The 18,570-nt window shown below is 74.2% G+C and carries 18 protein-coding genes and 1 pseudogene; 9 read left to right on the forward strand and 10 right to left on the reverse strand.

Annotation, left to right across the window (positions count from 1 at the left end):
- The first annotated feature begins 146 nt into the window (after nucleotides 1–146).
- Nucleotides 147–884 carry a glucose 1-dehydrogenase gene (locus NFU81_RS38225; protein ID WP_251501123.1) on the forward strand — a complete coding sequence of 246 codons (738 nt, stop codon included), beginning with the start codon at nucleotides 147–149 and terminating at the stop codon, nucleotides 882–884.
- Nucleotides 885–891: 7 nt separating this feature from the next.
- Nucleotides 892–1,146 (forward strand): annotated as a pseudogene (locus tag NFU81_RS38230) (hypothetical protein); the annotation flags it as partial.
- Between the two features lie 34 nt (nucleotides 1,147–1,180).
- Here NFU81_RS38230 and NFU81_RS38235 read toward each other — a convergent pair.
- Nucleotides 1,181–1,738 (reverse strand): pyridoxamine 5'-phosphate oxidase family protein, encoded by a 558-nt coding sequence (locus tag NFU81_RS38235; RefSeq protein ID WP_251501125.1) that lies wholly within the window; start codon nucleotides 1,736–1,738, stop codon nucleotides 1,181–1,183.
- Nucleotides 1,739–1,858: 120 nt separating this feature from the next.
- Here NFU81_RS38235 and NFU81_RS38240 point away from each other — a divergent pair, with 120 nt between their 5' ends.
- Entirely contained in the window at nucleotides 1,859–2,494 is a 636-nt protein-coding gene (locus tag NFU81_RS38240) for a TetR/AcrR family transcriptional regulator (RefSeq protein WP_251501128.1), read from the forward strand.
- Nucleotides 2,495–2,515: 21 nt separating this feature from the next.
- Here the strand turns inward: NFU81_RS38240 and NFU81_RS38245 are convergent, their stop codons facing one another.
- Complete coding sequence (locus NFU81_RS38245; RefSeq protein WP_251501131.1) at nucleotides 2,516–3,502, reverse strand: aldo/keto reductase; 987 nt, start codon at nucleotides 3,500–3,502, stop codon at nucleotides 2,516–2,518.
- Between the two features lie 81 nt (nucleotides 3,503–3,583).
- On the opposite strand from NFU81_RS38245, the gene NFU81_RS38250 reads away from it, so the two are divergent.
- A complete protein-coding gene (locus tag NFU81_RS38250) occupies nucleotides 3,584–4,000 on the forward strand; it encodes a MerR family transcriptional regulator (RefSeq protein ID WP_251501133.1) in 417 nt (138 codons plus the stop codon).
- A gap of 27 nt (nucleotides 4,001–4,027) precedes the next feature.
- On the opposite strand, the gene NFU81_RS38255 is transcribed toward NFU81_RS38250, so the two are convergent.
- The 6 genes from NFU81_RS38255 to NFU81_RS38280 form a co-directional block, all read right to left on the reverse strand.
- A complete protein-coding gene (locus NFU81_RS38255; protein ID WP_251501136.1) occupies nucleotides 4,028–4,585 on the reverse strand; it encodes a CGNR zinc finger domain-containing protein in 558 nt (185 codons plus the stop codon).
- Between the two features lie 49 nt (nucleotides 4,586–4,634).
- A complete protein-coding gene (locus NFU81_RS38260; RefSeq protein WP_251501138.1) occupies nucleotides 4,635–6,308 on the reverse strand; it encodes an ABC-F family ATP-binding cassette domain-containing protein in 1,674 nt (557 codons plus the stop codon).
- Nucleotides 6,309–6,381: 73 nt separating this feature from the next.
- On the reverse strand, nucleotides 6,382–8,016 hold the full coding sequence (locus tag NFU81_RS38265) for an ABC-F family ATP-binding cassette domain-containing protein (RefSeq protein ID WP_251501141.1): 1,635 nt from the start codon (nucleotides 8,014–8,016) through the stop codon (nucleotides 6,382–6,384).
- 312 nt (nucleotides 8,017–8,328) lie between these two features.
- On the reverse strand, nucleotides 8,329–9,189 hold the full coding sequence (locus NFU81_RS38270) for a Bax inhibitor-1/YccA family protein (RefSeq protein WP_251501143.1): 861 nt from the start codon (nucleotides 9,187–9,189) through the stop codon (nucleotides 8,329–8,331).
- 169 nt (nucleotides 9,190–9,358) lie between these two features.
- Nucleotides 9,359–9,904, reverse strand: coding sequence for a nuclear transport factor 2 family protein (locus tag NFU81_RS41055; protein WP_308208377.1), 546 nt, complete (start codon nucleotides 9,902–9,904; stop codon nucleotides 9,359–9,361).
- Nucleotides 9,882–10,082 carry a hypothetical protein gene (locus NFU81_RS38280; RefSeq protein WP_251501145.1) on the reverse strand — a complete coding sequence of 67 codons (201 nt, stop codon included), beginning with the start codon at nucleotides 10,080–10,082 and terminating at the stop codon, nucleotides 9,882–9,884. Before NFU81_RS38280 ends, NFU81_RS41055 begins: the two co-directional genes overlap by 23 nt.
- Before the next feature lie 201 nt (nucleotides 10,083–10,283).
- Here NFU81_RS38280 and NFU81_RS38285 point away from each other — a divergent pair, with 201 nt between their 5' ends.
- A complete protein-coding gene (locus NFU81_RS38285; protein WP_251501148.1) occupies nucleotides 10,284–10,937 on the forward strand; it encodes an HAD family hydrolase in 654 nt (217 codons plus the stop codon).
- Here NFU81_RS38285 and NFU81_RS38290 read toward each other — a convergent pair.
- Nucleotides 10,918–11,400 carry a winged helix-turn-helix transcriptional regulator gene (locus tag NFU81_RS38290; RefSeq protein ID WP_251501151.1) on the reverse strand — a complete coding sequence of 161 codons (483 nt, stop codon included), beginning with the start codon at nucleotides 11,398–11,400 and terminating at the stop codon, nucleotides 10,918–10,920. The two genes, NFU81_RS38285 and NFU81_RS38290, sit on opposite strands and share 20 nt — an antisense overlap.
- A gap of 84 nt (nucleotides 11,401–11,484) precedes the next feature.
- Between NFU81_RS38290 and NFU81_RS38295 the strand changes: the two genes are divergently transcribed.
- Nucleotides 11,485–12,483: a GlxA family transcriptional regulator gene (locus tag NFU81_RS38295; protein ID WP_251501154.1), complete on the forward strand. Its 999-nt coding sequence runs from the start codon at nucleotides 11,485–11,487 to the stop codon at nucleotides 12,481–12,483.
- Nucleotides 12,484–12,532: 49 nt separating this feature from the next.
- Here NFU81_RS38295 and NFU81_RS38300 read toward each other — a convergent pair whose 3' ends face one another.
- A complete protein-coding gene (locus NFU81_RS38300) occupies nucleotides 12,533–15,736 on the reverse strand; it encodes a multifunctional oxoglutarate decarboxylase/oxoglutarate dehydrogenase thiamine pyrophosphate-binding subunit/dihydrolipoyllysine-residue succinyltransferase subunit (RefSeq protein ID WP_308208376.1) in 3,204 nt (1,067 codons plus the stop codon).
- Here NFU81_RS38300 and NFU81_RS38305 point away from each other — a divergent pair.
- The 3 genes from NFU81_RS38305 to NFU81_RS38315 all read left to right on the forward strand — a co-directional run bounded on the left by NFU81_RS38305 (nucleotide 15,639) and on the right by NFU81_RS38315 (nucleotide 18,546).
- Nucleotides 15,639–16,082: a DUF6884 domain-containing protein gene (locus tag NFU81_RS38305; protein WP_251501159.1), complete on the forward strand. Its 444-nt coding sequence runs from the start codon at nucleotides 15,639–15,641 to the stop codon at nucleotides 16,080–16,082. The two genes, NFU81_RS38300 and NFU81_RS38305, sit on opposite strands and share 98 nt — an antisense overlap.
- A 204-nt stretch (nucleotides 16,083–16,286) precedes the next feature.
- Entirely contained in the window at nucleotides 16,287–17,423 is a 1,137-nt protein-coding gene (locus tag NFU81_RS38310; RefSeq protein WP_251501162.1) for a TDT family transporter, read from the forward strand.
- 139 nt (nucleotides 17,424–17,562) lie between these two features.
- Complete coding sequence (locus tag NFU81_RS38315; protein ID WP_251501165.1) at nucleotides 17,563–18,546, forward strand: SLAC1 family transporter; 984 nt, start codon at nucleotides 17,563–17,565, stop codon at nucleotides 18,544–18,546.
- Nucleotides 18,547–18,570 lie beyond the last annotated feature (24 nt).

Here is an 18,570-nt window from a genome sequence, read left to right on the forward strand (position 1 = left end):
TGACCATTCGGGGGATGCCCGCGCACAAGCCGCCGAAGGTTCGTGCCGGCCGGGTGGTGATCGCGCTCGGCGAAAAGCCGTCGGGCCGGCGGTGCTTCAGCGCTACGTTCGGGCTCCTTGATCGGTTCTCGTCATCAGGAGGAGCAATGCCTGAAGGTATGGCCGCCGTTGTCACCGGCGGGTCCCGCGGTATCGGGCGGGCGATCGTCGAACGCCTGTGCCGCGACGGGGCGAAGGTGGTCTTCACCTACGCCGCCAACGAGGAAGCCGCAGCCGAGGTCGTCCGCACCGTGCAGGCAGAAGGCGGCCAGGCGCGGGCCGTCCGCCTGGACCTGGCGGACCCCGAAGGGCCGGAACAGCTGATGGAGACCGCCGAGGCACACCTCGGCGGCCTGGACATCCTGGTGAACAACGCCGCGACGACCCACACCCCCGCCCCCCTCGCGGAGACCGAAGCAGAGGTCTTCGACCGGGTGATGGCGGTCAACGCCCGGTCGGTCTTCCTGACCATCCGCTACGCGGCCAGGCACATGCGCGACGGCGGCCGGATCGTCAACATCTCCACGCTGAACACCGTGCGGCCCGTTCCCGGCATCGGCCCCTACGCCGCCAGCAAGGGCGCGCTCGAACAGCTGACCGCGATCGCGGCCCGGGAGCTGGGGCCGCGCGGCATCACCGTCAACACGGTCTCGCCCGGCGCGACGGACACCGACATGCTGCACGCGGCCAACCCTCCGCAGGCCCTCCAGTCGGTCGCCGCGATCACGCCGCTCGGCCGGCTCGGGCAGCCGGCCGACGTGGCCGACGCGGTCGCGTTCCTCGTCAGCCGGGACGGCCGGTGGCTCACCGGCCAGAACCTGCGGGCGACCGGCGGCCTGGCCTGACCCCGCCGCCGCGGCCGGCGCCCGGCCGGTCGTCTTCTGGCGGCCGGGCTGCGCGTACTGCCTGCGCCTGCGCTTCCGGCTGGGCCGCGGCGGCCGCGGGCTGCGCTGAGTCGACATCCGGCGCGACCCGGCAGGAGCGGCGGCGGTGCGGGCCGCCGACGAGGCCGTACCGGGCCGTCGTCGTGGCCGGCCGCCCCACACCAACCCGGACCCCGAGTGGGTACGCGGGCAGCTCGCCGCCTCCTCGCGCCGCTCCCGCTGACGCCGCTACCGAGAGGGGCCGCCCGGCTCCCGGGTCAGAACGACCACCGCGTGTGGGTGTACACCCCGTTGTCGCGGCCGAAGCCGTACGCGGTGCCCGGGGCCACCGCGAAGACCGCCACGTGGCCCGTGCGGATCGCCTCGCCGATGCCGTGGAAAGTGCCGTCGGGCGAGGTGATGTGCGACCCGTACTTCGTCTCGTACGCCGTGATCATCCCCTCCAGGACGGCCCGGTCGGAGACCCGTTCCGCCGTGCCCTCGACCACGAGGTCGAGCCCTTCGGTGAGGGAGTTCCCGCCGGTGGTCAGTGCGCAGTGTCCGTCGTGGGCGAGATTCCTGGCCTTCTGCTCCTCCTTGCCGGTGGAGAAGTACAGCGCCCCGTCGTGCCAGGCGGCGATGACGGGGGTGACGTGCAGCCGGCTGTCGGGCCGTACCGTGGACAGCCAGAAGATCTCCGCCGTCTCCAGCTGCCGCCGGGCCTCGGCCCACTCGGTGGCGGTGACCTCCGCGGCACCGGGGCGGGGATTGAGCGCCGAGCTGTAGCGCGCGTCCAGCTCGGTGGCGGGCTGCTTTCGTGATGGCTGTGTCGACATGACGGACATCCTTCCTCGCCACCCCATGACGACACACGGTCCGCCGCGCGGAAACCGGCGCCGAGGCGTCGCTGCCCCTCGCCGAGGGCCGGTCGCCCACCCTGCGGTAGCTTTCACCGCATGAGCGAGCGGCAGCCGACGCTGCGGGAGCGGCAGCGAACCGAGACGCGGCGCCTGATCCAGACACACGCGGTGCGGCTGTTCACCGGCCGCGGGTACGACGCGGTGACGGTGGCCGACGTCGCCGAGGCCGCCGGGGTCTCGGCGATGACCGTCTACCGTCACTTCCCCACCAAGGAGGACCTCGTCCTCGTCCCGAACCAGCCGGCCCGGCTCATCGCCGAGCGGGTGGCCGCGTCCTCCCCTGCGGACCCGCTGGTGCGCCGGGTCGGTGGCGCGCTGGTCGAGGCGGCCGAGGTGCTGACCGGCGGCGAGGGGGAGGCCGCGGCGGCGAACCAGCGGTTCCTGCTGGACTGCCTCCAGCTGATGGTGGTCACGCCCGCGCTGCGGGCGCGGCACCTGGACAGCCAGTACGCGCTGCAGCAGACCGTCATCGAAGCCCTCGGCGACGTCCCGTCCGATCCCGACGCCACCTTCCGCGCCCAGGCCGCGACCAGCGCCTGCCTGGCCGCGATGCACACCGCGATGACGCGCTGGGCCGAGGAGGACGGGCGGACCGGGCTGTCCGGCCTGATCGCGCTCGCCCTCACCGCGTCCTTCGGCGACGCCGCCGTCCCCGCCGGCAGACGGAACTGAGCGGCCGGCGGGAACCGCTGGTCAGCGCGTGGCGGCGAGCAGCTTCTCCACCTGGGCGAACTCCTCAGGGGCCAGCGGGCCGTGGGCGAGCGCCCCGGCGTTCTCCTCGACCTGGGCGACCGTGCGGAAACCGGGAATCGGGATCGTCGCGGGGCTGCGCGCCCACAGCCAGGCCAGCGCACCCTGGGCGAGGGTGCGGCCGCCGCCGGTGAGGACGTCGCGGATGCCGTCGATGGCGGCGAGCCACTCGGGGCTGCCGGCACCGTCCTTGAAGTACGTCATCCACGCGTAGTCCATGCGCCGCACGTCGTTGCCGGCGACCTGGCGGCGGTCGTGGTACTTGCCGCTGAGCAGGCCCATGGCCAGCGGCCCGCGGTTGATCGAGGCCTGCCCCGACGCCTCGCAGACGGCGATCATCACGGGCGTGTCGCGCAGCACGGACACGTCGTGCTGGATCGCCGTGCAGTGCGGGGCCTGCGCCGCGAACGCCTCGGCCTTGGCCGGGTCGTCGGTGCTCCAGCCGTACGCGCGCAGCGTGCCGGCGGCGACCAGCTCCTCCAGCGTGCCCGCCAGGTCGAGGGCCTCCGCCACGGGGAGGTCGCCGATGTGCAGCTGGTAGAGGTCGACGTAGTCGGTGCCGAGCCGGCGCAGCGACCCCTCCAGGCAGCTGCGCAGGTAGGCAGTGCTGCTGTCGGAACCGCCCGCGCCGCGGGTCTGCTCGTCGAAGGTGTAGCCCCACTTGCTGGCGATGACGACCTCGTCGCGCCGGTCCCGGAAGGCGGCGCCGAGCACCTTCTCGCTGTGGCCCGCGCCGTAACTGCTCGCGGTGTCGTAGAAGGTCACCCCGAGGTCGAAGGCGCGGTGCAGCGCCCGGGTGGACTCCTCGTCGTCCACCTCGCCCCAGCCGAACTGCTCCGTACCGCTGTTGCCGTACGGTCCGCCGATCGCCCAGCAGCCCATGCCGAGGCCGCTCACTTCGATGCCGCTGCGTCCCAGAATTCTTCTCATGGCGGCCACTCTGGTATCTGGAGCGCGCTCCAGGTCAAGGGCGGTTGACGGGCAGGTCCCGAGCCGTGTCAGGGTGGTGCGGTGACGACCTACACCCCGGCGGCCGCGTCCGCCCGCAGCGGATTCAGCCTGGACACGCTGCGGTACTACGAGCGCATCGGCCTGCTCTACGACATCGGGCGCACGGCCGGCGGGCAGCGCGTCTTCACCGAGGACGACCTGGACTGGCTGGGCGTGCTGCGCTGCCTGCGCGAGACGGGCATGCCGATCGCGGACATGCGCCGCTACGCGGAACTCGCCCGGCACGGCGACACCACGAACGCCGAGCGCCTGCGGGTGCTGCGCGAGCACGCGGTCGAACTGCGGCGGCACATCGCCACGCTGCTGGAGCAGGAGCAGCACCTGCACGGCAAGATCCGGTGGTACGAGTCGCAGGCGGACGGCGAGCCGGACCCCGCGGCGCTGCTCGCGGAACCTGCTGCCGCGCCCGGGCCGTAACCCGGGAGCGGCCGCCGGCGGCGGAGGTCAGCCGGTGGCCACGGAGCCCTTCTTGCGGGCGCGGTAGGCCGCCGCCTTGATCTTGTTGCCGCAGGACTCCATGCCGCACCACTGCCGCCGCATGCCGCGGGACCTGTCGATGTAGACGCGGGTGCACTCGGGGTTGCCGCACTCCTTGAGCAGCGGGACGTCCGGGCCGCTGAGCAGCTCGACGGCCCGCCGCGCGACCGTGGACAGCGCCTCGGCGGACGTCGCCTGCGTCCAGCGGCCCGCGGCGGTCAGCTGGGGGACCGCGGACGGGGTGCGTGCCGTGTCGTTCACCAGGGCGAGCGCCTCGGGGTCGTAGTCCTCCCCGCGGCGGCGGGCGGTGATCAGCAGGTAGAGCGCCTCCCGTACGGTCGTCGCCCGGTCGACGTCGCTCTGGTCGCCCGGCGTGATCGCGTCGACCACGCCGGATTCCACGAACCAGGCGTCGAGCCGGTCGGGCGTCACGAACATCTCGAAGCGCAGCGACCGCCGGGCACGGAGCGTAGCGGCGAAGTCGAGGGCCGGATCTCCGCAGACGAATACGTGGTCAAGGTTCATGTCACCACTCTGACAGGTGACCGAGTCTGTCGCAAGGAGTCGTCACCCGTCAAATCGGTTCGCTTCCCTGCCTGGCCGCCGTCGCACCGCGCTGACCTGCTGTTTCCGGCGGCGACAGGGTCAGCTCGCGGCCCTGCCAGCGCGCCCGCAGCCAGCGGTCGTGGCTCGCCAGCACGATCGCTCCCGGGCCGGTGCCGAGCGCGGCCTCCAGCTCGTCGCACAGGGCGGGCGAGAGGTGGTTGGTCGGCTCGTCGAGCAGCAGCAGCTGCGGCGGGTCCGCCACCAGCAGCGCCAGCGCGAGCCGCCGGCGCTGCCCTACCGACAGCTGCCCGACCCGTTTGCCCAGGTCGGCCTCCTGCAGCAGGCCCAGCGAGCCCAGCGGTACGGCGTCCGCGCGCTCGGCGCCCAGCGCCAGCTGGTACGTCTCGCGCACCGTACGGTCCGGCTGGTCGGCGACGGTCTCCTGGGCCAGCAGCCCCACCGTCAGCCCGGGCCGCCGGCGGATCTCGCCCCCCGGGGCGAGCCGTCCTGCGAGCACGGCGAGCAGCGTCGACTTCCCTGCCCCGTTGCCACCGGTGACCAGCAGGCGGTCGGCCGTCGCGATCTCAAGGCCGTCCAGCGCCAGCCGGCCGGGCACCCGCACGCCGTGCAGCGACAGCAGCGGGCCGCCAGCGGCCGCCGGCGCGGCCAGCGCCGTGCCCTCGAACCGCAGCGGCCGGGGCGGCTCTGCGACCCGGGTGCGCTCCAGCTCCGCCAGCCTGCGGGCGGCGTTGCGCACCCGCCGGGAGACCTGGCCCTGCACCCGGCCCGCTCGATGCCCGTAGCCCATCTTCTCGCTGTCGCGCGGCCCGCGGTCCGGGGCGACCCGGTGCGCGACCACCTCGGCCGAGCGGCGCAGCGCCGCCAGCTCCTGCTGCTCCTCGGCCCAGCGCCGCTCCCAGCGCTCCCGTTCTGCGCGCTTGCCCGCCAGGTAGGAGCTGTAGCCGCCGCCGTGCCGCACCGGCCCGTCCACCGCGGGGTCGAGGTCGACCAGGTCCGTGCAGACCGCTTCGAGAAAGGCCCGGTCGTGGCTGGCCGCCACGACGACACCCGGCAGCCCGCGCACCTGCTCCTCGACGAAGGACGCCGCGTCGTCGTCCAGGTGGTTGGTCGGCTCGTCGAGCAGCAGCGCGGCGGGCCGCCGGACCAGCAGCGCGGCCAGCGCCAGCCGGCTGCGCTGCCCGCCGGACAGCGAGCCGAGCGCCCGGTCGTGGGTGAACGCGCCCAAACCGAGCCCGTCGAGCACGAGCGCGGCCCGCCGGTCGGCGTCCCACGCCTCCCGCGCCTGCGCCTGCTCCAGCCGCGTGCCGTAGGAGGCGAGCAGCCCGGCGTGGTCGGGCGAGTCCTGCGGGGTCGCGGCGAGCCGGTCGGCGAGGAGGTCGAGCTGCGCGAGGTCCTCGCGGGCCTCGCGCAGCGCGTCGTCCAGCACGCCGGCGATCGTCGCGCGGGCGTCGTAGGGCGTCTCCTGCTGGAGGAAGCCCAGGTCGGGCGGGCGGGTGACGCTGCCCGCGTCGGGTTCGTCGGTCCCGGCGAGCAGGCGCAGCAGCGTCGACTTGCCGGCGCCGTTCTCCCCGATCAGGCCGATGCGGTGGCCGGGGGAGGCGGTCAGTGAAACGCCGTCGAGGACCCGGCGGGCGCCGAGGACGCGCACCAGGTCATGGGCGAGCAGGGCAGGCTGGGGCACAGGGTTCCACCAGGGGTGATCGGTGTACGGCCCGCGGGGCGCACGCCTCGCGCGGGCCTGGCCGGCACACCGGTCACACCTCGGGGGCCCCGGTCTCCGCCAGCTCGCCGCCCGCGAGCCGTAGCCAGCGGTTCACTCCGATCTCGCGCAGGAACCGGTCGTCGTGGCTGACCACCACGAAGGCCCCCTGGTAGGAGTTCAGGGCGCTCTCCAGCTGGCCCGTGCTGGGCAGGTCCAGGTTGTTGGTCGGCTCGTCGAGCAGCAGCAGGTGCGGTGCCGGCTCCGCGCACAGGACGCAGGCCAGGGTGGCGCGCAGCCGCTCACCGCCGGAGAGCACCCCGAGTGGGAGGTGCGCCCCGGCGCCGCGGAAGAGGAAGCGGGCGAGCAGGTTCATCCGCTCGGCCTCCGGCCGCTGCGGTGCGGAGTCGGCGAAGTTCTCGGCGACGGTGCGCTCCGGGTCGAGCAGGTCGAGCCGCTGGGAGAGGTAGGCGATCCGCCCGTCGGCCCGCCTGATGTCGCCGCCGTCCGGGGCCAGGTCGCCGGTGACCAGGCGCAGCAGGGTGCTCTTGCCCGCGCCGTTGGGGCCGGTCAGCGCGATGCGCTCGGGGCCGCGGATCGACAGGTCGACGCCCTGGCCCGTGAAGACCTGCCGGCCGCCGAGCTGCACACGCAACCGCTCGCCGAGGAAGACGCCGCGCCCCGCCGGCACCTGGGTGTCCGGCAGGTCGAGGGTGAGCCGCTGCTCGTCGCGCAGCGACCGCCCCGCCTCGTCGAGACGGGCCCTGGCCTGGTCGACCCGCCCCGCGTGCATCTGCCCCGCACGCCCCGCGGACTCCTGCGCGCCGCGCTTCATGTTCCCGGCGAAGATCCGCGGCAGGCCGGCGTTGCCGAGGTTGCGGGCGGCGTTGCTCGCGCGGCGCTCGGCGCGCTCGCGGGCCTGCTGCATCTCCCGCTTCTCCCGCTTGAGTTCCTGCTCCGCGTTGCGCACGTTCTTCTCCGCGACCTCCTGCTCGGCGCGTACCGCCGCCTCGTACGCGGTGAACGTGCCGCCGTACAGGCGCAGGTCGCCGGGGCCGAGTTCGGCGATGCGCTCCATCCGGTCGAGCAGCTCGCGGTCGTGACTGACCAGCAGCAGGCAGCCGTGGAAGTCGGTGAGCACGTCGTAGAGCTTGTGCCGGGCGTCGCGGTCGAGGTTGTTGGTGGGCTCGTCGAGCAGCAGGACGTCGGGGCGCCTGAGCAGCTGGGCGGCCAGGCCCAGGGAGACGACCTGGCCGCCGCTGAGCGTGCCGAGCCTGCGGTCGAGGGCCAGGTCGGACAGGCCCAGGCGGTCCAGCTGGGGGCGGGTGCGCTCCTCGATGTCCCAGTCGTCGCCGATGGCGGCGAAGTGCTCCTCGCCGACGTCGCCGGACTCGACGGCGTCCAGGGCGCGGATGACCTCGGCGACGCCGAGCACTTCGGCCACGGTGAGGTCGCCGGTCAGCGGCAGCGACTGCGGGAGGTAGCCGACGGTGCCGGCCGCCGACACCGACCCGGCGCCGGGCCGCAGTTCGCCGGCGATCAGCCGCAGCAGTGTGCTCTTGCCCGAGCCGTTGGGCGCGACGAGCCCCGTGCGGCCGGTGCCGACGGTGAAGGACAGGTCCTGGAAGACGGGGGTGTCGTCAGGCCAGGCGAAGGACAGGTTCGAGCAGATGACGGATGCGTCGGACATGAAGGCGACCTCGGGGGAGTGGGGCAGCGAAAACACCTCTGCCCCGGTGGCAGACATGGAAGAAGTGGGGACGACGACATGGCCACGGCGGCGGCGCTCCTGGGCGCGGGCCGGTGGCCGGTCGGATCCGGGTATCACCCGGAGATGTCGTCGTCCACCACCATGTCCGTACTCCTCCGACAAACGATCAACGTCCCGGCAAGTCTAACAGCGGGCACCGTCAGGCGGTTGGTGACCGGAGCGCCCGCCACACGTGTCTCCCCCCCCGTGCCGTCCGGCACGGGGGGAGATGTCCCAGGTGTGCCAGCGGGGTCACTCGTCGCCCTGCAGGAGCTGCAGCACCCGCAGCGCCTCCAGGTAGATCCACACCAGCGTCAGGGTGAGGCCGAAGGCCGCCAGCCAGGCCTCCTCGCGCGGGGCGCCCTCGGTGATCGCGTCCTCGATCTGCCGGAAGTCCAGCGCCAGGAAGCACGCGCCCAGCAGGACGCCGGCGAGACCGAAGACGACGCCCAGGCCGCCGCTGCCGAAGCCGAGGCCGTTGCCCGCGCCGAAGGCGGAGAAGAGCAGGTCGGCCAGCATCAGCAGCACGAAACCGGTCGCTGCCGCCATGACGAAGCCGTAGAACCGCCGGTCGACGCGTATCCAGCGGCGCCGGTAGGCGACCAGCACGCCGGCCGACACCGCGAAGGTGCCCAGGATCGCCTGGACGACGACTCCCGGCGATATGTACGTGGACGTGGCGTTGGAGATGACGCCGAGGAAGACGCCCTCGAAGGCCGCGTATCCCAGGATCAGCGCCGGTGAGGGGGTGCGCCGGAAGGACTGGGCGAGCGACAGGGCGAAGGCGATCAGGGCGGCGCCCACGCCGATGCCGTACGACCGGCCGATGTTCGCGTCGTCCACCGGCAGCAGGACCCAGGAGAGCACCGCGGCCACGGCCACCGTGCCCAGGGTCGTGGCGGTGCGGACCACGACGTCGTCCAGCGTCATCGCGGTGCGCTCGGCCGCGGCGTCCTGGACGCCCCGCGGTGCGCCGAAGCCGGTGTAGGGGTCGCCGGCGGGCGGTGCGCCGACCGCGGCACCGACCAGTTGCGGCTCCCGCGGGGCGCCGGCCGGGCGGGAGGCGTCGCGGGTGAACCCCCTGCGGGACAGGATCGGGTTGCTCGACTTCACGGGGTTCCTCCTGGAATGCCGCACGTTGCGGCCTGCATGTGGTTCACGAAGCCTTGATTCGTCACCACTCTGACAGGTGACTAATGGGGTGGCAAGTGAAATCACCAGTTGAACTGGTGACGGTGGTGAGTGCCGGCGGGGCGGCCGGACGCGTGCCGTCCCGGCTTTATCAGCGGCGCAGATGGCGGCTCAGGTCGCCGGCCAGGTGGATGCGGACGGTGCGCTCCACGAAGAGCCGACGCCCGTCGCGGTGGGCGAAGCGGTCGCTGTAGCGACCCGCGGCCACCGGCTGGAGCGGGAAGTCCGGCAGGGCCTGGAAGACCGTGACGCGGGCGCGCGAGGCGGCCGTTCCCGCCTCCTCGTCCACGTCCACGACGATGTCGGTCGTGACGTGGTGGGTCCGCGGGGTGCCGTCCTCGTAGCGGATCACGGAGTCCCGCAGCATCGCCGCGACGCCGTCCCCGCCGTGCACCGGCGCACCGCCGCCGGTGAAGACGGCGTCGTCGGCGAACAGTTCGCCGACCCCGGCGAAGTCCCGGTGTCGACCAGCTCGGCATACCTGGCGATCAGCCGGGTGACGGCGGTGGTGTGTGCGGGTGTGCCGGCGGAGCGGGGGTGTGACATGTGTGCGTCCAGTACGTCGTGGGCGCGACCGCGGGTGCGCCGCCGCACCCGGCGGGGAGGGGTGCAGGTCAGAGGAAGGCCGAGGCCGCAGGGCCGTAGCCGGTCAGGATCACGCTCTCCGTCCAGGACCACACCAGTGCGGCGTCCGGCCACTCGCCGGAACCCGCGCGGGCGGCGGTGCGGCCGTGGTCGGAGGGCGCCGTACGGGGCGCGGCGCCCCGCGGGCGCGGCTCGGCGGTGTGCGCGGACGTGGCGGTTGCGGATGACATGGTTCGGCTCGTCTCCGGTCGGAGGTGTCCCGGCGGGGCGACCTTTGCGTCACCTGTTCAGGCGGTGACGTCATCATGGCAGGCGACTTCGTCACCGGTCAAGATGGTGATGTAGTGGCTGCCGAGTCGTGCGCCGCCCCCGGTGCTCCTGACCAGGCCGGGTGCCCCGTGGTCTGGCCGGGCAGGCCCTATGCTGCGGAGATGATCAAGCCCATCGAACTCGTCATATTCGACTGCGACGGCGTGCTGGTCGACAGCGAACGCATCGCCGCGCGGGTCCAGGTCGCCCTCGGCGCCGAGCTGGGCTGGCCGCTCACCGAGAGCGAGGTCGTGGACCGGTTCATCGGGCGCTCCCACGCGGCCATCCGCGAGCAGGTCGCCGCCCGCCTCGGCGAGGACACGGCCGCGGTCTGGTCGGCGAGGTTCGAGGACCTCCACCGCGAGGCGGTGGACGCCGGGCTCACCCCCGTCGACGGCCTGCCCGAGGCGCTCGACGCGCTCACCCTGCCGACGTGCGTCGCCTCCAGCGGCTCCCACGGCAAGATGCGGCACACGCTGGGCCGCACCGGGCTCTACGAGCGCTTCGCGGGCCGCATCTACAGCGCCACCGAGGTCGCCCGCGGCAAGCCGGCGCCCGACCTCTTCCTGTACGCCGCCCGGCAGGCGGGCGTCGATCCGGCGGCCTGCGTGGTCGTCGAGGACAGCAGGCCGGGCGTCGACGCCGCGCGCGCGGCCGGGATGCGGGCCTTCGGCTACGCGGGCGGGCTGACCCCGGCCGAACGCCTCGAAGGCCCCGGCACCGTCGTCTTCCACGACATGCGCGAGCTCCCGGCCCTCATCGCCGAACAGCGGTGACGCGGGCCGCGGGCGGCGGGGTGCCGGTCACCCCGTCCTCCCGCACGGTCACCAGCCCACCGCCTTCGAGCGGCTCCCCGCACGCGTCGCACACCACCCGCGTGACGACGTCGGCGCCGCAGGTGTGCAGGAACCGCGGGGCCGGCGGGGGGTCCGGCAGGTACCGCAGGCCCCACTCCCGCAGGCCGATCAGCACCGGCTCCAGCGCCTGCCCCGCGGGTGTGAGGTGGTACTCGAAGCGGGGCGGGCGCTCCAGGTAGCGGTGCCGCTCCAGGGCGCCGCCGGCCTCCAGCGATCGCAGCCGCTTGGTGAGGACGTCGCGCGGGGCGCCGGTGTTGGCCTGGATGTCGGCGAAGCGCCGTACCCCCATGAACACCTCGCGCAGGACCAGGAGCGACCAGCGCTCCCCGACGAGGTCGAGGGTGTCCGCGATGGGGCACGCGCGCGGCTGGATATCGGACATGGCGCCCATAGTAGTCGGTTTGGTTTACAAACTTACCTCGGTTACCCTCGGCACCGGCAGTACCGCCAGGTCCGGAGGAGCCGAATGAATCCCAGACACGCCGGGTCCGGCACGCTCCTGGTGACCGTGTTCGTCTTCCCCGGCGTCCGGCTGCTGGACGTGACCGGTCCGATCGAGGTGTTCACCTCGGCCAACGAGTTCGGCGGCCGCTACCGGCTGCAGCTCGTCTCCGCCGACGGCGGCGAGGTGACGACCGCCGCGGGGACCAGGCTCGGCGTCGACGCGGCCGTCGACCAGGTACGCGGGACGAGCGACGTCCTGGTGGTGCCGGGCGGCCCCGGGTGGGACCGGCTGATCAAGGACGACGCGCTGCTCGACCACGTACGCACCCTGCACGCGCGCTCCTGCCGCACCGCCTCCGTGTGCACCGGCGCCTTCCTGCTGGCGGCCGCCGGGCTGCTCGACGGCCGCCGCGCCACCACGCACTGGCGCAACGCCGACGAGCTGGCCCTGCGCTTCCCGGCCGTCCGGGTCGAGCCCGACGCGATCTTCGTCGAGGACGGCACGGTGGTGACGTCGGCGGGGGTCAGCGCGGGCATCGACCTGTCACTGGCGCTCGTGGAGGAGCACTTCGGGGGCGAGGTGGCCAGGTCGGTGGCCAAGGACATGGTCGTCTTCATGCAACGGCCCGGCGGCCAGTCGCAGTTCAGTGCTCGCGCCCGGGCTCCGCACACCCGCCAGGACGCGCTGCGCCGGGTGCTGGACGCGGTCGCGGAGGCCCCCGGTGCCGATCACACGCTGTCGGCCATGGCCCGCAGGGCCAGCCTCAGTTCGCGGCACGTGACCCGGCTCTTCCACGACGAGGTCGGCGTGACCCCGGCCCGCTACGTCGAGCAGGTCCGCCTGGAGGCGGCGGTGTCCATGCTGGAGAGCGGCGACGACCCGATGGCCGTGGTCGCCCGCCGCACCGGCTTCGGCTCGCCCGAGTCGCTCCGCCGGGCCTTCGTCCGGCAGTTGGGGGTCACCCCCGGCGCCTACCGGGCCGGCTTCCGCACCACGGGCGCGGTGAGCGCGACGGGTTGAGCGCCGCGGGGGACCCGCGCCCGGGTCCCCCCGCACCACCTGCCGGCCGTCAGGAGAACGCCCGCCGCACCAGGTCCTCCTGCTCGGCGGCGTGCCGGCGGGCCGAGCCCACCGCGGGCGCCGACGCGGCCGGCCGGCTCACACACGTCACACCGCCGGCCGCCAGACCGCCGAGCCGGGGGCCGGCGAAGCCCCACGCCCCCTGGTTGGCGGGCTCCTCCTGGACCCAGCGCACCTCGGCGCCCGCGGGATACCCGGACAGCGCCGCCTGCACCTCGTCCTCGGGGAAGGGGTAGAGGCGCTCCAGCCGCACCACGGCCGTCCCGGCCCGCCCCGACGCGCGCCGGTGCGCGTCCAGGTCGTAGAAGACCTTGCCCGAGCACAGCAGCACCCGTTCGATCCCGGAACGATCGGCCGACCGGTCGGGGATCACCGGGCGGAAGCCCCCGCCGGTGAACTCCTCCAGGCGGGAGGTCGCGGCCTTCAGCCGCAGCATGGACTTGGGAGCCATGACGACCAGCGGCGTGGGCGCCGCCTCCAGGGCCTGCTGCCTGAGCAGGTGGAAGTAGTTCGACGGCAGCGAGGGCACGGCCACCGTCATGTTCCGGTCCGCGCACAGCTGCAGGAACCGCTCCAGCCGCCCCGAGGAGTGGTCGGGCCCCTGCCCTTCCAGCCCGTGCGGCAGCAGCAGGACGACGCCCGAGCGGTGACCCCACTTCTGCTCCGAGGAGGCCACGTACTCGTCGATGACGGTCTGGGCGCCGTTGGCGAAGTCCCCGAACTGCGCCTCCCACATCACCAGGGCCTCAGGCCGGGCCAGCGAGTAGCCGTACTCGAAGGCCAGGACGGCGAATTCGGACAGCGGCGAGTCGTACGGCGCGAACCGGGCCGCCCCGGGGCCGAGCGAGTTCAGCGGAACGTGCTCCCCGCCCGTGCGGCGGTCGGTGAGGACGGCGTGCCGCTGGCCGAAGGTGCCCCGCCGCGAGTCCTGCCCGGCCAGCCGCACCGGTACGCCGTCCAGCAGGAGGCTGCCGACCGCGAGCGCCTCCGCGGTGGCCCAGTCGACGTTGCCGCCGTCCAGCATGTCCGCGCGGCGCCGCAGTTGGGGCAGGACCCGCGGATGCGGGGTGAAGCCCTGCGGGAGGTCGGTCTGGGTGGCCAGGACGCGCCGGAGCACGGCCTCCCCGACGGCCGTCACCGGCAGGCCGCTGCTCGCAGTGCCGTGGGCAGCGGCGTGAACGGGAAGCCCGCCGCCCGGGGAGGACGCCCCCGCGGTGTCGGCGAAGGCGCGCTCCAACTGCTCCCGGTAGCGCTGCCGGGCCAGGAGCGCCTCCTGCTCGTCGATCTCCCCTGCGCCGAGCAGCGCCTGGGCGTACAGCGTGCGTACGGACGGCCGTTCGGCGATGCGGTCGTACAGCGCGGGCTGGGTGATCGAGGGGTCGTCGACCTCGCTGTGCCCGTGCCGCCGGTAGCAGACCAGGTCGACGACCACGTCCTTGTGGAAGGCCTCGCGGTAGTCCAGCGCCCATGTCGCGGCCCGGACGACCGCCTCGGGGTCGTCCCCGTTGACGTGGAAGATCGGCGCCTCGACGGTCCGTGCGACCGCGGTGGCGTACGTGCTCGACCGGCCGCCGGCCGGTGCGGTGGTGAACCCCAGCTGGTTGTTCACGACCACATGGACCGTACCGCCGGTCCGGTACCCGGGCAGCTGCGACATGTTGAGCGTCTCGGCCACCACCCCCTGCCCCGCGAAGGCGGCGTCACCGTGGACCACGACGGGGAGCACGGGGAACTCCCGGCCGCCGCCCGCCAGTTCCTGCCGCCCGCGGGCGACTCCCTCGGCCACCGGCCCGGCGACCTCCAGATGGGACGGGTTGGCCACCACCGAGACCGCGATCGCGCCGCCGTCCGCCGTACGGAAGGTGCCGGAGGCACCGACGTGATACTTCACGTCGCCCGACCCCTGCGCGGACCGGATGTCGACCGCGTCCTCGAACTCCTCGAAGATCTGCGCGCAGGGCTTGCCGATGATGTTGGCGAGGACGTTCAGTCGTCCCCGGTGGGCCATGCCGATGACGGCCTCCCGGGCGCCCAGCCGTGCGGCGCCGCTCAGCAGGGTGTCGAGCAGGACGATCGCCGACTCCCCGCCCTCCAGCGAGTACCGCTTCTGGCCGACGTACTTGGTGTGCAGGAAGGTCTCGAACGACTCGGCGGCGCCCAGCCGTTGCAGGATGTGCAGGCGCTCCGCGCGGGCGGGGCGCGGCTGCGGACCCTCGACGCGCCGCTGTATCCACAGCCGCTCGCGCGCGTCCTGGATGTGCATGTACTCGATCCCGGTGGTACCGCAGTACGCGGCGCGCAGCGTCCTGACCACCTCGCGCAACGTCATCTCCGCCCGCCCGGCGAAACCGTCGACGGGCAGGCTCCGCTCCGCGTCACCGGCGTCCAGGCCGTGCCCCGACGGCTCCAGTTCCGGACGGTCCACCGGCGGCTCCGCGCCCACCGGGTCGGTGGCGGCGGCCAGGTGCCCGCGGACCCGGTACGAGTGGATCAGCGCCGCGACGCGTACCGCCTTCACCGCCAGGCCGGCATCGGACTGCGGCGCGGTCCCGGCGTCCCGCCCGGCGGGGTCCGGGTCCTTGGCGGGGGAGATGCGGAAGAACTCCCGCCAGGCCAGGTCGACCGAGTCGGGATCGCGCAGGTACTGCTGCCGCCGCTCGTCGACGAGCCACTCGTTGATGCCGAACTCCGTCCCCTGCGCGACGGAGGGGGCACTGGATGATGATGACGCCACGGCGGAAACCGCCTTCTTCCTCTTCCGGGAACCTTCGCCGACGGTCCGGCCCGTCCCGGGCCGGCCACCGCATGGGCCGGAGCGGTCCTGCGCTGCCGGGACCCCTGGGGCCTCGTCGGCGTCTTCGAGGCTACGAGGCCGGCCCGGCAGGGGATGGGCACGAAAACGCCACGCCTGCGGCAGATGCGGACACCGGGCCTCCCTCTCCGCACCGGGGCGGCGTCCGGATGTGAGGGCGCCCTGTCCCGCGGCGGGGGCGTGCCCGCCGCCGGCGGCGGCGTTGTCCGGTACGAACAGCGGTCCGCCGGGGTGCGCATCCCGTCCCACCTCGGACCGGACCAGGACCCGGAAAGAGGCACGCATGCCCACCAGCGACCACCAGGACTGCTTCGCGGCCGAGCTGATCGTCATCCCCTGCGGCGCCCGCAAGCTGGACCGCCCCGCGCGGGCGGCCGACATGTACGTCGGCTCCTACCACCGCGCGTGCCGCAGGGCCGCGCAGGCGCTGCGCCCCGACCGGCTGCTGATCCTCTCCGCCCGTCACGGCCTGCTCGCCCTCGACGACGAGATCGAGCCCTACGACACGCCCCACGGCGCCGCCGACGCCGTAACGGCTCTGTTCGTCCGCGAGCAGGCGGCGCGCCGAGGCATCGAGCAACTCGACCCCGTCGTGGCCCTCGGCGGCGCCCGCCACGTCGCCCTCGCCAAGGCCGTGTGGCCGCACGCCCGCACCCCGCTGAGCGGGACGCGCGGCATGGGCGAGCAGGTCGCGCGGCTCGCGGCGATGGCACGCTCCGCGGGCTGAGCCCCCCGGCGCGGGGGAGCGGCACCCCCCCGCAGGTCCCGAAGTGAGGGTGTCGTGGCGCGTGCGTCGGTGTGGCCGGTGCGGAGCGCCGCCGTACGGTCGGATCGCCGCCGGGCGCCAGACGCCCGTGTCCCCCCGCCTCCCCCCGCCTCCAACCGCGTCGACGCGACGCCGCTCCCCGGATCAGGAAGAAGCGTTCCCCTCGTGACATCCCAGCTCAGCAGCGACCGACCCGCCCCGGCCGAAGGCGCCGCGGCCCCCGGCGCGTCAGCGAAGAACGGCACAGCACGCCGTGCCCCGGCCCCCGGCTGGTTCGCGGCCGTCATGGGGACCGGCATCCTCGCCAACGCCGCGGCCACCCTGCCGCGCGGCGCCGGCGGGCTGCGGCCCGCCGCCACGGTGATCTGGGTGGCGGCCGCCCTGCTGCTCCTGATCCTGACCGCCGGCTACGTCCGGCAGTGGGCACTGCGGATGCACGCCGCCGACCCGGCGGCGGCCCAGTTCCTCGGCGCGCCGCCCATGGCGCTGCTCACCGTGGGCGCCGGGGCGGTGCTGCTGGGCGGGAGGGTCATGGGGACGCGGGCCGCGCTGGTCGTGGACTGGTCGCTCTGGTCGCTCGGCACCGCCGGCGGGCTGGCCACCGCCTGCGCGGTGCCGTACCTGATGATCACCCGTCACCGGTTCGCGCCGGGCGCGGCCTTCGGCGGCTGGCTGATGCCGGTGGTGCCTCCGCTGGTGTCGGCCGCGACGGGGGCGCTCCTGGTCCCGCACGCACCGGCCGGCGAGCCGCGGCTGGCCCTGCTGCTGGGCTGCTACGCCCTGCTCGGGCTTGGCCTTGTCGCCGTGTTCCTGGTGCTGGCCATGGTCTACAGCAGCCTCGTGCACCACGAGGCCCCCGCCGGTGCGGCGGTGCCGACGGTGTGGATCGGCCTGGGCGCGCTGGGCCAGGCGGTGACGGCCCTGGGCGCGCTGGCGACGGCCTCCCGGGGGGTGCTTCCGGCCCCCTCCGCGCGGGACGCCGCCGCCCTGGCACTGCTCCCGGGGGTGGGCCTGTGGGGCTTCGCCGTGCTCTGGCTGGCGCTGGCCGCGGCGCTGACCGTACGGGAGTTCCGGGCGGGGCTGCCCTTCGCGCCGACGTGGTGGTCCTTCATCTTCCCGCTGGGCGCCCTCGTCACCGGCACCAGCGCGCTGGCCGCCAGGACGGGCTCGCAGCTGTTCGTCTGGCCGGGCGTGTTCCTCTACGTGCTGCTGGCGGCCGCCTGGGCGGCCGTGGCGTGGCGGTCCCTGGCGCACGCCGCGACGCACACCCGGCACGGTGCGGCGCGCCGCCCGGCGCGATGAGTCCGCTTCGTCCCTTCCGGGCGACCGCGGGGATCACCGTGCGCCGTCACGGGAAGACGGTGCGCCCCGCCCTACGATTCCGGCAGCAGGGAACCCAGCCGGCGGGATGCGCCATCCAGGGAAAGAGGGCGTCGACGACATGCGGAGCGCGAAGGAGTCCCCCTACCGGCTGACGCCCAACCTCTTCGGCATCGCCTTCGGCACCGCGGGGCTCGCCCAGTGCTGGGCCGTGGCGGGCGGCACCGTGCACGCCCCGCAGTGGCCGTCGAACGTCCTGTGGATCGGCGCCGCGGCCTTCTGGCTGGCGATCACCGTCGCCTACCTGCGCAACGCCGCCGCCCAGGGCCGGCTGCGCAGCGAGCTGCCCGACCCCGTCACGGGTCCCTTCACGGCCCTGCTGGCGATCACGCCGATGCCGCTGGGAATCGCCCTGGCCGGGCACGCCCGCACCGCCGGCGAGACCGTCTTCGCCGCCGGCCTGGTGCTCACCGTGCTGGTGGGCGGCTGGCTCACGGGCGTGTGGATCAGGACCGACTCCCGGCTGCCGCAGTGGCACCCCGCCTACTTCCTGCCCACGGCCGCCGGCGGTCTCATCGCGGCCGCCGGCTGCGCCGCACTCGGCTGGGGCACGCTCGCCCGCGTCATGTTCGGCTACGGCCTGGTGTCCTGGCTCGTCCTCGGCTCCATCATCCTGGTCCGCCTGTTCACCCAGCCGATGCTGGCGCCGCCCCTGGTGCCGACGATCGCCATCGAGGTCGCGCCTCCGGTCGTGGCGGGCAACGCCTGGTTCGCCATCAACGGCGGCCACCTCGACCGCGGGGCCGAACTCCTGGCCGGCTATGCCGTCCTGATGGCCCTGGTGCAGATCTCCATGGCGTCCACGTACCTGCGCGCGCCCTTCGGCATCGGCCACTGGGCCTTCGCCTTCTCGTACGCGGCCGCCGTCACCAACGGCCTGCTCTGGCTGGAGGTCGAGCACGTCAGCGGCCGCAGGCCGCTCACCTACGCGCTGCTGGCCGTCGCCACCTGCGCCTGGGCGGCGCTGGCGGCCCGGACGCTGCTCGGCCTGTCCCGGCGGACCTTCCTGCTGCGCGTTCCTGCCCCGCCGGCCGCCCCCTCCTGACGCGGGAACACCCCGGCGGGCCGG

Origin of the sequence: Actinacidiphila cocklensis (assembly GCF_907177275.1) — a bacterium.
GTDB lineage: Bacteria > Actinomycetota > Actinomycetes > Streptomycetales > Streptomycetaceae > Actinacidiphila > Actinacidiphila cocklensis.